The 13,287-nt window shown below is 60.5% G+C and carries 15 protein-coding genes; 7 read left to right on the top strand and 8 right to left on the bottom strand.

The annotated features are described in order from the left end of the window. The first annotated feature begins 34 nt into the window (after window positions 1-34). Both I6E51_RS10700 and ilvA read left to right on the top strand, forming a co-directional pair. Window positions 35-1,201 carry an AI-2E family transporter gene (locus I6E51_RS10700; protein ID WP_307783918.1) on the top strand — a complete coding sequence of 389 codons (1,167 nt, stop codon included), beginning with the start codon at window positions 35-37 and terminating at the stop codon, window positions 1,199-1,201. Beyond that, window positions 1,191-2,429: a threonine ammonia-lyase gene (gene ilvA / locus I6E51_RS10695; RefSeq protein WP_231600025.1), complete on the top strand. Its 1,239-nt coding sequence runs from the start codon at window positions 1,191-1,193 to the stop codon at window positions 2,427-2,429. The genes I6E51_RS10700 and ilvA overlap by 11 nt, the downstream gene beginning before the upstream one ends. Window positions 2,430-2,442: 13 nt before the next feature. Here the strand turns inward: ilvA and greA are convergent, their stop codons facing one another. Beyond that, window positions 2,443-2,934 carry a transcription elongation factor GreA gene (gene greA, locus I6E51_RS10690; RefSeq protein WP_197107447.1) on the bottom strand — a complete coding sequence of 164 codons (492 nt, stop codon included), beginning with the start codon at window positions 2,932-2,934 and terminating at the stop codon, window positions 2,443-2,445. A 67-nt stretch (window positions 2,935-3,001) separates the two neighbouring features. Continuing rightward, a complete protein-coding gene (locus I6E51_RS10685) occupies window positions 3,002-3,457 on the bottom strand; it encodes a DUF4307 domain-containing protein (protein WP_197110306.1) in 456 nt (151 codons plus the stop codon). 96 nt (window positions 3,458-3,553) lie between these two features. Between I6E51_RS10685 and I6E51_RS10680 the strand changes: the two genes are divergently transcribed. Further along, the gene (locus I6E51_RS10680; protein ID WP_197110305.1) at window positions 3,554-3,913 is read left to right on the top strand and encodes a hypothetical protein; all 360 of its coding nucleotides are present in this window, start codon (window positions 3,554-3,556) and stop codon (window positions 3,911-3,913) included. On the opposite strand, the gene I6E51_RS10675 is transcribed toward I6E51_RS10680, so the two are convergent. Beyond that, window positions 3,894-4,550 (bottom strand): hemolysin III family protein, encoded by a 657-nt coding sequence (locus tag I6E51_RS10675; protein ID WP_231600088.1) that lies wholly within the window; start codon window positions 4,548-4,550, stop codon window positions 3,894-3,896. The genes I6E51_RS10680 and I6E51_RS10675 overlap by 20 nt on opposite strands. A gap of 156 nt (window positions 4,551-4,706) precedes the next feature. Between I6E51_RS10675 and I6E51_RS10670 the strand changes: the two genes are divergently transcribed. From I6E51_RS10670 to I6E51_RS10660, 3 genes are all read left to right on the top strand, one after another. Then, window positions 4,707-5,492, top strand: a complete 786-nt coding sequence (locus I6E51_RS10670) for an isoprenyl transferase (protein WP_197107439.1) — start codon at window positions 4,707-4,709, stop codon at window positions 5,490-5,492. Window positions 5,493-5,710: 218 nt separating this feature from the next. Next, window positions 5,711-7,042, top strand: coding sequence for a PhoH family protein (locus I6E51_RS10665; RefSeq protein WP_307783991.1), 1,332 nt, complete (start codon window positions 5,711-5,713; stop codon window positions 7,040-7,042). A gap of 73 nt (window positions 7,043-7,115) precedes the next feature. After that, on the top strand, window positions 7,116-7,883 hold the full coding sequence (locus tag I6E51_RS10660) for a fumarate hydratase (RefSeq protein WP_197110302.1): 768 nt from the start codon (window positions 7,116-7,118) through the stop codon (window positions 7,881-7,883). Here the strand turns inward: I6E51_RS10660 and I6E51_RS10655 are convergent. Genes I6E51_RS10655 through xseA form a run of 5 tightly spaced genes read right to left on the bottom strand, consistent with a single transcriptional unit; the run spans window position 7,880 to window position 12,104 of the window. Continuing rightward, window positions 7,880-9,277, bottom strand: coding sequence for a class II fumarate hydratase (locus I6E51_RS10655; RefSeq protein WP_197107433.1), 1,398 nt, complete (start codon window positions 9,275-9,277; stop codon window positions 7,880-7,882). The genes I6E51_RS10660 and I6E51_RS10655 overlap by 4 nt on opposite strands. A 53-nt stretch (window positions 9,278-9,330) precedes the next feature. After that, window positions 9,331-9,972, bottom strand: a complete 642-nt coding sequence (locus tag I6E51_RS10650) for a carbonic anhydrase (RefSeq protein WP_197107431.1) — start codon at window positions 9,970-9,972, stop codon at window positions 9,331-9,333. After that, window positions 9,969-10,616, bottom strand: a complete 648-nt coding sequence (locus I6E51_RS10645) for a DUF4245 domain-containing protein (RefSeq protein WP_197110301.1) — start codon at window positions 10,614-10,616, stop codon at window positions 9,969-9,971. Before I6E51_RS10645 ends, I6E51_RS10650 begins: the two co-directional genes overlap by 4 nt. Further along, window positions 10,616-10,864 (bottom strand): exodeoxyribonuclease VII small subunit, encoded by a 249-nt coding sequence (locus tag I6E51_RS10640; RefSeq protein WP_197110300.1) that lies wholly within the window; start codon window positions 10,862-10,864, stop codon window positions 10,616-10,618. The genes I6E51_RS10645 and I6E51_RS10640 overlap by 1 nt, the downstream gene beginning before the upstream one ends. Before the next feature lie 19 nt (window positions 10,865-10,883). Beyond that, entirely contained in the window at window positions 10,884-12,104 is a 1,221-nt protein-coding gene (xseA, locus tag I6E51_RS10635) for an exodeoxyribonuclease VII large subunit (RefSeq protein ID WP_197110299.1), read from the bottom strand. A 135-nt stretch (window positions 12,105-12,239) separates the two neighbouring features. Here xseA and I6E51_RS10630 point away from each other — a divergent pair, with 135 nt between their 5' ends. Further along, window positions 12,240-13,286 carry a 4-hydroxy-3-methylbut-2-enyl diphosphate reductase gene (locus I6E51_RS10630; RefSeq protein ID WP_197108525.1) on the top strand — a complete coding sequence of 349 codons (1,047 nt, stop codon included), beginning with the start codon at window positions 12,240-12,242 and terminating at the stop codon, window positions 13,284-13,286. The last annotated feature ends 1 nt before the right edge of the window (window position 13,287 follow it).

The following is a 13,287-nucleotide window of genomic DNA, read 5'->3' as shown; positions in this document are numbered from 1 at the left end:
CAAGCGCGCACTCTGGCACAACTAAGATAGGCACGTGATATTCGGTCGACCTAAGAAACCAGACAGTCGGGTCTCGTCACGCGCCAGCACAACAGACGCCGCTGAGGTTCCCGCCGGGCTTTCGATAGCGGCTGCCTACTCCTGGCGCATGCTTGTCGTATTGGGCCTCGTCGCAGTTCTCATTTATTTGGTGATTACGCTCAAATACATCGTGATTCCGTTCCTGATCGCGATTCTTATCGGGGCGCTTCTCGTTCCCGTTGTCGGTTTCTTGGTGCGCATTAAGTGGCCGCGCTGGCTTGCCGTCACTGTGGTTTTGATCGGATTTTTTGCCGTAGTCAGCGGCCTCGTTGTGGTCGTCGTCGGCCAAGTCCGTTCCGGGCTTCCCGCTCTTCAAACTCAGTCGGCCACCGCCTACGAGAACCTGCGTGAATTCCTGCGCAACTCTCCGCTGCAGCTCAGTGACCAAGACCTCGATGGTTACCTCACCGAGATTTTTGACGTCATCCAGCGAGACTCTCAAGCGCTCGTCTCGGGCATCCTCTCGGTCGGTTCCACAGCCGGTCACGTTCTCACCGGTGCGCTCTTGAGCCTGTTCGCAACCATCTTCGTATTGGTCGATGGCAAGGGCATCTGGGCGTGGACTGTTCGACTCTTCCCGCGCAAGGCTCGTAACGCGGTCGATGGCGCCGGAGTAGCGGGATGGCTCACCCTCACCACGTTCGTCAAGGTGCAAATTTTTGTGGCCGCGGTGGATGCCATCGGCATCGGCGTCGGTGCGTGGATCCTCGGTTTGTTTTACGGTGGGTTCCCGCTCGTCATCCCCATTGCCGTCGCCGTGTTCTTAGGTTCGTTTATCCCTGTCGTGGGTGCACTTGTTACAGGGGCGCTCGCGGTGTTCATCGCCCTCGTCTTCTTGGGTCCACTCCCCGCCGTGATCATGTTGGGAATCGTTTTGCTTGTGCAACAACTTGAAGGTCATATTCTCCAGCCGCTCGTGATGGGCACGGCCGTGAAGGTTCACCCCCTCGCCGTCGTCTTCGCGGTAGCCGCTGGCTCATTCGTGGCCGGTATCCCCGGCGCGCTGTTTGCCGTGCCGCTCGTCGCGGTCGTCAATGTCATGACCAAATACATCGCCAGCGGCGATTGGCGTCTCAATGGTCGCCCCACGATCACGGACGTGCTCGGTAATGGTAAATAACCGGATGCCCGGCCCCACGCTCGCTGAGTACGAAGCAGCACGCGTCCGGGTCGCAGAAGTTGCCGATGTCACCCCCATGCAGACTTCGCGTTTTCTCGCGGAAATCCTGGGCTCACCTGTCTTTCTCAAGTGCGAGAACCTTCAGCGCACGGGCTCCTTCAAGTTGCGTGGAGCCTATAACCGTCTTGCGGGGCTCTCCGAGGAGGAGAAGGCGCGCGGAGTCGTGGCCGCCTCGGCCGGAAACCACGCCCAGGGCGTCGCTTTCGCCGCCCGCGAGCTAGGTATCAAGTCGACCATTTTCATGCCCGTAGGCGTGCCCCTGCCGAAGCTGCAGGCCACGCGCGATTACGGTGCCGAGGTCGTACTGCGCGGTCACACCGTCGAAGAGCCGTTGCGTGCGGCCGCCCGTTTCTCTGAAGAGACCGGTGCCGTGCTCATCCATCCCTTCGATCATGAAGATGTGGTGGCGGGTCAAGGAACTCTCGCGCTTGAAGTGTTCGATCAGGTTCCCCAGGTCGACACGATCATCGTTCCCATCGGCGGCGGCGGACTCGTTTCCGGCGTTGCCGGTGCGATCAAACAGCGTGCCCGCCTCGAAGGCCGTAACGTGCGCGTCATCGGGGTGCAGGCAGCCAACGCGTCTGCGTACACCCCCTCGCTCGAGAAGGGCGAAATCGTTGAAGTGCGCACCACTCCCACGATCGCTGACGGCATCGCTGTCAGCCGCCCGGGCGTGCTCAACTTCAGCATGGTCCGCGACCTCGTGGATGAAGTGATCACCGTCTCTGACGACCAGATCGCCTACGCGGTGCTCGTTCTTCTAGAGCGCGCCAAGCAGGTCGTCGAGCCGGCGGGCGCGGTCGGAGTTGCTGCCATCTTGGCGGGCAAGATCTCGCCAAGCGGCAACACCGTGGTGCTGCTGAGCGGTGGCAACATCGACCCCATGATGATGGAACGCATCATCAGTCACGGACTTTCGGCATCCGAACGCTATTTACGTTTGCGCATCCCGCTGCCAGACCGCCCCGGTCAATTGGCGCGCATCTCGGCGCTCGTCGCCGAAGCGAACGCCAACGTTGTTGAGGTGCTGCACAGCAGGCACAACAACAAAGTGCAGTTCAGCCAAGTTCAGCTCGAACTGCACATTGAAACCCGTGGCCCTGAGCACGCGGAGTCAGTGCTCGCGCGGCTCAGAGACGAAGGATTTGACCCTCAGGTCGACTTCTAGTCAGGCTAGATAGTTAGCCGGAGTAGGTCGCGATCTTTAGAATCTTGACGGTAATCTCTTTGCCGTTAGGGGCGGTGTACTTCTTCGACTGCCCGACCTTGAGCCCGTTGATGGCGAGACCGAGCGGGCTCTTCTCGCTGTAAACATCGAGATCGCTATCTTCGGCAACGATTTCGCGGCTGCCGAGCAAGAAGACACTTTCTTCGCCCATGATCTCGGCCGTGACCAGAATTCCGGGCTCAACGACACCGTCGTCATCTTGAACGTCGCCGACTACGGCATGGCGAAGAAGCTGGGTGAGAACGCGGATGCGGGCCTCAATTTTGCCCTGCTCTTCCTTGGCAGCGTGGTAGCCACCGTTCTCTTTGAGGTCGCCTTCTTCGCGGGCGGCTTCAATCTTCTTGGCGATGTCGTACCGTGCTTCGCCCGTGAGCTGTTCCAGTTCGGCGGTGCGACGGTCGAACGCCTCCTGGGTCAACCACGTGACGTCGTTTTCTGCAGCCACTGTGTTTCTCCCTATACAAAAGAGAAACCGGCCGAAGACGACCGGTTTCGAGATGATTTGCTACAGCCTAGGTGAGCCAGCACCGGTAGATCAAGCCTGACACTGCTAGTTCGGTCGTGCGAACGGTGGTGCTCAACTCCCGATTGCGCTGATCGCTCCCGGGAACGTCGACGACTTTCCAACCGATGATGGCAAAAGTGGAGTTGAGGGCCTGCACTGCACAGCGAGCATCCTGGTTCTCGGCAACGTTGAATTGCCACCGCACCTCGACCGCAGTGTCATCAATGAGCTCGTAGCCGGTGTCTTTTGCCTCGAACTGAGCGGGTGATTCCAACAGGCCGCCCCACACCAGCCAGGCCGTGAAGACCGCAACGAAGGCTACTGCGACGGCGATCACAATCACCCGGTTGTTGCGTTTCGCTTTCGGGCTGCGACCATAACGGGCATCCAAATCGGTGGCTGCTGCGGTGCCGGATGCGGCGCTGCGAGCCGTGCCAGTGGGGTTACTGGATGCTTCGGGCACGCGGGGCTCCTTCTTGCGACGGTATTCTTGTTACTGCAAGGTTATTCGCAAACTCGCATGATGAAATCATGGAGTGAACATCCCAGAGGACAACAGTTGATTTCTTTCACTTCGCTCGCAACCAGTGCGATTCTCTGGACGGCTACTCCCAGCCCTGAGCCGACGCTGTACCCGGCCTACGAGGGCGACCCCAACTTGGTCACTCCCGGTGTGCTCGGCTTCATCGGCATCCTGTTCGTCGCGGTCGCCACGTTGGTTATCGTCATGGACATGAACCGTCGCGTGCGCCGCGTTCGCTACCGGGCGCTCGCGCAGGAAACGATCCGGGCCGAGCAGGCTGCTGCCGCCGGCGAAACTGATGGTCTCACCGAGGGTGCGGCTGATGATTCGGCTGATTCCGGCGATGCTGATGCGGGCGATGCTGATGATGCTGCGCCTACACAACGGGCGGATTAGTCGCCACAAGGAAGATGCCGACCCAGTGGCAGAGGAACGCCAGTAGCGTCAGCGTGTGAAAAATCTCGTGGAACCCGAACACTCCGGGCACGGGATTCGGTCGCTTGAGACCGTAGATGACGGCGCCAACGGTGTAGAACAGTCCACCGGCCAAGATGAGGGTCATCATGATCCAGTTCGCTTGGAAGAAGTCGACGATAAACATCATCGCGCCCCAACCGAGCAGCACATACAGGGGAACGTAGAGCCAGCGCGGGGCCCCTACCCAGAAGATCCGGAAGCCGATGCCGAGAGCAGCGCCGCTCCAGACGATCCACAGCAAAATGGTCGCCTTCTCCGGCGGAAGCGCCAAAACCGTGATCGGGGTATAGGAACCGGCAATGAGCAAGAAAATATTGGAGTGATCGAAACGCTTCAGCATCATCCGCGTCTTCTCGCTCCAGTTGAAGCGGTGGTACAGCGCCGAAATACCAAACAGCATGAGCGACGACGCTACGAAGACCGCTGAGCTGACCTTGGCAGCGGTGCCATCGGCCATCACGAGCAGAATGATGCCCAGCGCTATAGCGACGGGGAACGTGCCCGCGTGGATCCAACCACGCCACGTCGGCTTCTTCTCCGCCGGGTCGTTCGTCATCACATCATCGACGAACGGAAGCTCGGGAAGGCGCGAGGCGTCTTCCTGTTCAACGGCCGCTGCAGCAGCGATATCGGCGGCATCTTGGTTCATGCTCACAGTTTACGCCTGACGCAGATTCACTTGCTGAGCGCCGCAGTGGTCTAACGTAGTCCCGTGAGTAAGCGACAGTCTGCATTAGGTCGCGGTTTTCTTTACGGTCTTTACCAGAAAAAACTGCGGCGCCAGCTAGAGGGCCAGCAATTGCCGCGCCACGTAGCCATGATCATCGATGGCAACAGGCGCTGGGCTAAATTGAAAGATCTTGAGACGGCAGCGCACGGCCACCGTGCCGGTGCGGCCAAGTATCGAGAGTTTTTGGTGTGGTGCGACGACCTCGACATTTCAGTGGCGACGCTCTACCTGCTCTCGACTGACAATCTCACCAGCCGATCGCCAGAAGAGCTGAAAGAGCTCTTCACGATCATTGGTGACCTTGCCGAAGATCTGTCGCACTTCCGCGACTGGCGCGTTCAGCATGTGGGATCGGATGTTGGTCTCCCCGAGCAGCTCAAAGCGCAGCTCAAGGGCGCTCACGAGCGCACCGCAGACAACACCGGCCTGCACGTGAACCTCGCCATCGGCTACGGCGGACGCCACGAAATCGCTGAAGCCATGCGCCGTATCGTGCGCAACCATAGCGATGAAGGTCACAGCCTTGACGCGCTCGCTGAACTTCTCACTCCCGAACTCATTGGTGAGCACCTCTACACCAAGGGTCAGCCCGATCCCGACCTCGTTATCCGTACCTCGGGCGAGCAGCGTATTAGCGACTTCATGTTGTGGCAATCTGCCCACAGCGAGTTGTATTTCATGGAAGCACTCGGGCCCGATCTGCGTGAAGTCGATTTCTTGCGCGCCCTTCGTGATTTCTCGCGGCGCAACCGTCGCTTCGGTGCCTAACCGCGAACGAAATGTGACGCGATGGTGTCTTGTGGCGTGTCGCTGCGCCCAGATTGCGTGACGGGTTTAGCGTTCAATCCATCAGGTATGGCGCCTGATCGAGACGGCCACGTAAGTTCGTTTTCGTAAAGTACTGGCCGTCTTCGCAGACTGGATCCGAGTGCTCGCACTCGGGGATGGAGTGCACGTTGGCCGACCTAGCAACCCCCAAGACCACGATCACCACGTCGAAGGCGGGAGGGCGGGCCCAACGACAAGCCGAACGTACTTACGTTCTGGATACGTCAGTTTTGCTCTCCGATCCGAGCTCGATCAAGCGGTTTGCTGAACACAATGTTGTTCTGCCCGTTGTAGTGATCACCGAACTCGAAGCCAAGCGCAACGACCCCGAGATTGGGTACTTCGCCAGGCAAGCGCTGCGCAGTCTCGACGAGATGCGCGTCAAGCATGAGCGCCTCGACTTTCCCATCTCGGTGGGCGACGACGGTGGCACGCTGCGCGTCGAACTCAACCACTCCAATATGTCTGTGCTTCCCTCCGGGCTGCAGCTGGGCGATAACGACTCGCGAATCCTTGCCGTTGCGCTCAACCTCGCCAACGAGGGGCTGGACGTCACGGTCGTCTCGAAAGATCTTCCCCTCCGGGTGAAGGCGGCATCCATCGGTCTCGCGGCCGAGGAATACCGCGCAGAACTCGCTGTCGACTCGGGGTGGACTGGCCAGGCTGAGATTGAACTCAGCGGCGATCAGGTAGCCGAGCTCTATGACAAGGAGCGTTTGCAGACGCGGGCGGTGGGAGATCTGCCCATCAACACCGGGCTTGTGGTCACCTCCGAACGAGGTTCGGCCTTGGCACGGGTGACGGCCCGCGGCACGATGTCGCTCGTTCGAGGCGATCGCGAAATCTTCGGACTGCACGGTCGTAGCGCCGAGCAGCGACTAGCGATCGAAATGCTTCTTGATCCTGAACTGGGCATCGTCTCGCTCGGGGGAAGCGCCGGTACGGGAAAGTCTGCCCTCGCTCTGTGTGCTGGCTTGGAAGCAGTGTTGGAGAAGCAGCAGCACCGCAAGATCATGGTGTTCCGTCCGCTCTACGCCGTCGGTGGTCAGGAATTGGGCTACCTACCCGGCGATGCGGCCGAGAAGATGAACCCCTGGGCGCAGGCAGTGTTCGACACTCTCGGCTCCGTCGTCTCGGAAAACGTTCTCGAGGAAGTGCTTGATCGGGGACTGCTCGAGGTGCTTCCGCTCACTCACATCCGTGGTCGTTCGCTTCACGGTGCATTTGTGATTGTGGATGAGGCTCAGTCGCTTGAGCGCAATGTTCTGTTGACGGTGCTCAGCCGCATCGGTCAGAACTCACGTGTGGTGTTGACCCACGATGTGGCACAGCGCGACAACCTCCGCGTCGGACGCCACGATGGAGTCGCTTCAGTGATTGAAACGCTCAAGGGACATTCGCTCTTCGGGCACATCACCCTCACTCGATCGGAACGTTCCGCTATCGCCGCCCTCGTCACCGAGCTTCTGGAGGGCAACGACATCGCCTAACGATTGGCTCTCAAAGTCTGAGCGCGCCGCGTGAGTGTCAGCGCGGCGCGCTCAGACAACGTAAGGTTTTCTCGTGGGCTCGGTGTGGTGGTTTTTGGCAATTCCCCTTGGGGTTGCCGTGGTGTGGGCGATACTCGCACCCCGAAACCAATGGCGGAGCCTTTTTTCGTGGTCGGTAGCAAACGCCCACTCCTCAGAGCCAGGTGGCGCGGCTTACGCTTCTCGCCAACTCATCGCTGGCATTGCGCTCGGGCTCGCCCTGCTCGTGGTGGTTTTCGCCGTGATCGCTACTACCGCACGCACACCGCAAGAGCCCTCGCACGTCAGCGTTCTCGAACAGACGTGGGGATCGCCAGCACCGTTGTTCGTGTACCGCACGTTCCAACCCGCGACGACGCCTGATCCCGCCCTCGTTGAGGTACCGATCGAGAATTACCTCCCGGTGAACGACGATGAGGCGGCGCCGCTGTATTTGCTCGACCTCGAACCGTTTTCGCGGCTAGGCACCACGAACATTCCGGGCTACATCGGCAGTGAGCCCGACGAAACAGATTCGACGATTGGTCGAGCTGATGTCTTGATTCATGTGCGTGGGCCGCTGCTGTGTGTTCCTCGTCGGGTTGTCGTCGTTGAGGGGCCCGAGAGCGTGCAAATCGCGGTTCAGTATGGCTCGCCCACGCCAAGCGATGGTTCGAAGCCCGACAACGCAGAAGCGTGCCCGCTCGGTGAAGACCTCACCGGTTCAGTGCTCATCCCGATCACATTGAATGATGTGATCGGAGAGCGTTCCGTCGAGGGCCTCGACGGAACGCCGCTCACACTGCTTGATACAACTAGTTAGCCAGGCGTCGTCATCGACAGAACGTCGAGGGCGGCATCCAACTGTTCGAGCGTGACTTCGCCGCGCTCAACAAAGCCGAGATCAATGACGGCTTCACGTACGGTAATTGACTGTGCAACAGCGTGCTTGGCAATCTTGGACGCTGCTTCGTACCCGATGATCTTGTTCAGCGGCGTCACGATCGACGGCGATGATTCGGCAAGGGCGAGGGCACGCTCGAGGTTCGCTTCGAGACCGTCAACGGTCTTGTCGGCGAGGGCGCGCAGCGAGTTGGAGAGCAGGCGGCTCGACTCGAGCAGCGACGTTCCCATGACGGGGATCGCAACGTTGAGTTCGAAGGCTCCGGATGCTCCACCCCACGCGATCGTCGCGTCGTTTCCGATAACGCGAGCACAGACCATGAGCACGGCTTCGGGGATGACCGGGTTGACCTTGCCGGGCATGATCGAGGAGCCGGGCTGGAGATCGGGGATCTGCAATTCGCCGAGACCGGTGTTGGGGCCTGAGCCCATCCAGCGGAGGTCGTTGCAGATCTTGGTAACGGAGACGGCGATCACGCGAAGAGCACCGGATGCCTCTACGAGGGAGTCGCGAGCACCCTGAGCTTCGAAGTGGTCTTCAGCCTCGGTGATCGGCAGACCGGAGTTCTCGGCGAGGATCTCGATGACGCGCTGCGGGAAGCCGAGTGGGGTGTTGATGCCTGTGCCGACGGCGGTGCCGCCGAGGGGAACCTCTGCGACGCGGGGGATTGCCGACTGGATGCGGGCGATGCCGAGACGAATCTGGCGGGCGTAGCCGGCAAATTCTTGGCCGAGGGTCACGGGAGTGGCATCCATGAGGTGGGTACGGCCAGCCTTGACCGCGCCCTTCCACAGTTCTGCCTTCACGTCGAGCGCTGCAGCGAGGTGCTCAAGCGACGGGATGAGGTCACCGATAAGCGCACCGGTCACGGCAAGGTGCACTGAGGTGGGGAACACGTCGTTCGACGACTGCGATGCGTTCACGTGGTCGTTGGGGTGAACGGCACTGCCGAGCGAGTCGGTGGCGAGTCGCGCAAGAACTTCGTTCATGTTCATGTTCGAGGAGGTGCCGCTGCCGGTCTGGTAGGTGTCTACCGGGAACTGGTTGTGGAACTGACCGTCGATGATCTGGTCTGCGGCGCCCACAATGGCATCCGCGATGGCGGGGTCGAGCTTGCCGAGTTCGCTGTTGGCGATTGCGGCGGCACGCTTGACGCGGGCGAGAGCGACGATCTGAGCGGGCTCAAGGCCGGTGCCCGAGATGGGAAAGTTCTCTACTGCGCGCTGCGTCTGAGCGCCGTAGAGGGCATCCTTGGGCACGCGTACCTCGCCCATGGTGTCGTGTTCGATGCGGTATTCGGTGGAACTCGTCACAGCGTTGTAATCCTTTGTTTGCGAGCGAACTGGGTGAGACGTGGTGGAGGGCGCTAAACCGTGCCGATAACGAGATCGGGCACAGCCCGACCCTCAAGCAAACGGTAGTTCGCGCCTACTACTGCAAGGGTACCTGCGGCCACAGCATCGCTGATGAGCTCGGACGCATTCATGAGTTCGAGGATGGTGGCGCGCAAATGAATGCGCCCTACGTCATACGCATTGATCGAGTCGATCTCCACGGTGCCAGATTCACTGCCAGCAACGCGACGCACGGCGGGCACAATTTTTGAGATCAACGATTGGATGTGTGGGGGCAGCGCGGGAGCATCTGCTGTCTGGGATTCGATGGCAGCAGCAACAGCACCGCACTCGTCGTGGCCGAGAACGAGAATCAGTGGAACGTTGAGCACGCTCACCGCATATTCGAGAGAGCCCACGACGGAGCTGGAGATGACTTGACCGGCGTTTCGCACGACGAAGAGATCGCCGAGGCCTTTGTCGAAAATGATTTCGGCTGCGAGGCGGGAGTCGCTGCAGCCGAACAGCGCGGCGTGCGGTGCTTGAGCATTGGCCAGCTCGGTGCGACGATCTACATCTTGACGGGGATGCGCCGGTGCGCCAGAAACGAATCGCTCGTTGCCGCGCGACATCTCATTCCACACTTGGGCGGGTGTTTTGGTGGGGTTCGTCATGGTGTCTCCACATCGGCGGCGATGGATGCCGCAAGTAGTTCGAACTCTGAATCGGCGGCGGTTCCGTGAAGCACAACAGTGCTGCCTGCAAGCTCCGCCGAGAGCACGTACGCATAGTTTCCGGTGTCCGAGTCCGAACGGCGATCGTAAATCGTCCATTCGATTCCATCGATCACGATCGTGCCGGTCGCGAGGGCGCCATCCGTCACGATTCCGACCCACGTGGGGTTCGCTTCGATGCCCTGTTCAAGCGCGATGAACTGCGCCCCCGAGGTGTCGGTGGATGGCGTCACAAGTCCGATGTACCAGGTCTGCACCGACGAAGTGGTTCCCAGTCGCGCCGAGTTGGCGTACCAGGACTCTGGCAAGGAGGGGGCGAGAAGCGGCGCGCTCGAATCGACTTGAGCATCGGCGGCGATGGTCTGGTAGTCGGCGACCACGGGGGTTTCTTCGCCGGGGCGAACAACAACGAGCACAAGAAATAACACGACAACGAGGGATGCCACCGTGGCGCCGACCAGGTTGAGGAGCGTCTGGTTGGCACGGTGCTTGCGCGAGTTCTCTGCCTTGCGCGCGAAAGTCTCTTCTGGCGTCTCGGGGCGACCCAGCTCAGCGACGATGCGCGGTTCGGTGCTCTTAGCCATTACTGGTCGGTGCTCGCGTCAGCAGTGTCACTAGCCGTGCCGGCGCTGCGGGCGGCGTCAAGCCGGGCGCGGGCGCCAATCAGCCACTCTTCGCACCGCTGGGCGAGAGCCTCGCCGCGTTCCCAGAACGCCAGCGATTGTTCGAGCGTTGCCGAACCCTGTTCGAGTTCGTTGACTACAGCAATGAGCTCATCCCGAGCTTCTTCATAACTGAGCTCACTGACAGGTGTTTCGTTGGGGGTAGCCACGATGTAATTCTACTGTTCTCTAGTCGTCTGCCGGCTGGCCGGTAACGGTGGTGGAAATCTTGCCGTCGGCAACGGTGAGCAGGAGCTCAGTGCCGTCGGGGGCATCAGAAGTGGAACGCACGGCAGTGCCATCAGGCAGTTGCGCGATGGCATAGCCGCGCTGCAGTGTGCGTTGAGGGGAGAGGGCTCGCAATTGGCCCGTCAGCTCGGTGACCCCGGCGTGTGCTTTCTCAATCGCGCGCTCTACCAGTTCGTTGCTGCGCGAGACGTACCGCGAAAGCTCGTCGGCGTGCGCGTCGACAAGCGACACCGGGTTCGCTAGTACCGGACGGGTGCGCAGCGATTCCAAACGATCGCCCTCATAACTGAGGCGCTGGGTGATGCGCAGTCGCATGCCTGAACGCGCTTGCTGCACGCGACTCAACTCTTCAGCGACATCCGGCACGACACGTTTCGCCGCATCAGTGGGGGTGGATGCCCGCAAATCAGCAACCTCGTCGAGCAGCGGTCGATCGTTCTCATGCCCAATCGCCGACACCAGCGGAGTGACGCAGGCCGCGGCCGTGCGCACCAAGGATTCATCGCTGAACACGAGTAGGTTCTGAAAGTCGCCACCACCACGGGCGACGATGATGACATCGACCTCGGGATCGGCATCCAATTCTCGGATGCCCTGAGACACCTCGTTGACAGCACGCTCGCCCTGCACGGCCGCATGGGCGGTGCGGAACTTCACGGCGGGCCAGCGTAGCTGAGCGTTGCGAATCACGTCTTTTTCAGCGTCGCTGTCTTTCGCCGTGACAAGCCCGATGCAGTTGGGCAAGAAAGGGAGGGGCTTTTTGTGCTCGAAGAGGCCCTCGGCGCGCAATTTCTGGCGCAGCAGTTCGAGCTTCTCGAGCAAGTCGCCAAGCCCGACGTGCCGCATCTCGAGCACCTGCATGGTGAGCGTTCCGCCCTTGACCCAGTAGTTAGGTTTGACGAGGGCAACGACGCGGTCGCCCTGCTTGAGGTCCTTGGGCAACTTGGCGCGCACCGATGACCAAATGGTGAACGAGATGGTGGCATCCACTTCAAGGTCTTTGAGCTTGCCGTAGATGTTGCCGCCCGAACCACCCCACTGGGTGATCTCGCCTTCGACCCAGGCCGTGCCGAGTCGTTCGATCCAGCCGCGGATCTTGTGCGACAGCACCGACACCGGCCATGGAGTATCGACGGTGGGCGGTCCCTCTGTGATCGTCACCTAGCCTCCTCAAGCTTGTGATTACAGGGTAGAGGATGCCGCTGATACTGCTCTCCGTTCGGCGTTCGTGCAGCGGTGTTCGGTAGAATCATCCAAGTGAGCACCATTTCTAACGGAAGCGCCCAAGCGCTAGCGATGCCCCCGATGCCCGCACGCCGAGAGCAATTGAAAAATTTGCCGGTCGCAGGCTCAAAACGTGTCGTATTAGCGGCCCCGCGCGGCTACTGCGCGGGAGTCGACCGCGCTGTCATTGCTGTCGAAAAAGCGCTCGCTAACTACGGCGCTCCTGTCTATGTGCGCAAGCAAATTGTTCACAACATTCACGTCGTGACGACGCTCGAAGCGCAAGGCGCCATTTTTGTGGATGAGGTCGACGAGATCCCCGAAGGATCAACCGTTGTCTTCTCTGCCCACGGTGTCTCGCCGGCTGTTGTCAAGGGAGCCTCCGACCGCGAGCTGCATGCGATCGACGCGACCTGCCCGCTCGTCACGAAGGTGCACCGCGAAGCAACGCGGTTCGCTCGCGACAACTACCAAATCTTGCTGATCGGCCACGATGGCCACGAAGAGGTTGAAGGCACGATGGGCCACGCGCCCGAGCGCACCATCCTCGTCAATAGCCCCGCCGATGTGCCCAACATTGTGGTCGAGAACACCGACAACCTCGTCTGGCTGTCGCAGACCACGTTGAGCGTCGATGAAACGATGGAGACAGTTCGCCTGCTGCGCGAACGGTTCCCTACACTTCAAGATCCGCCGAGCGACGACATTTGTTACGCCACGCAGAACCGTCAGGTGGCCATCAAGAAGGTTGCCGAAGACGCTGAACTCGTCATCGTCGTCGGCAGCGCCAACAGCTCCAACACGGTGCGCCTCGTCGATGTCGCCCTCGAATACGGCGCCAAGGCGGCTTACCGGGTCGATTACGCGAGCGAGATCAAGCAAGAGTGGCTCGATGGTGTCGCCACGGTTGGTGTCACGAGCGGAGCATCCGTTCCCGAAGTATTGGTTCAAGAAGTGCTGGCTGACCTCGCAGAAGCAGGGTACGGCGATGTCTCGACTGTCGTCACCGCCGAGGAAGATCTGATGTTCTCGCTGCCCAAAGAACTGCGCACCGACGCTGCAGGCAACCCCGATGAGCGTGGCCTCGGTGGCCGCAATCGCAAACTTGATTGGCAATAAA

This window comes from Salinibacterium sp. NSLL17, from assembly GCF_015864935.1.
Lineage (GTDB): Bacteria > Actinomycetota > Actinomycetes > Actinomycetales > Microbacteriaceae > Rhodoglobus.
This window is presented reverse-complemented; position numbering and strand designations above follow the sequence as displayed.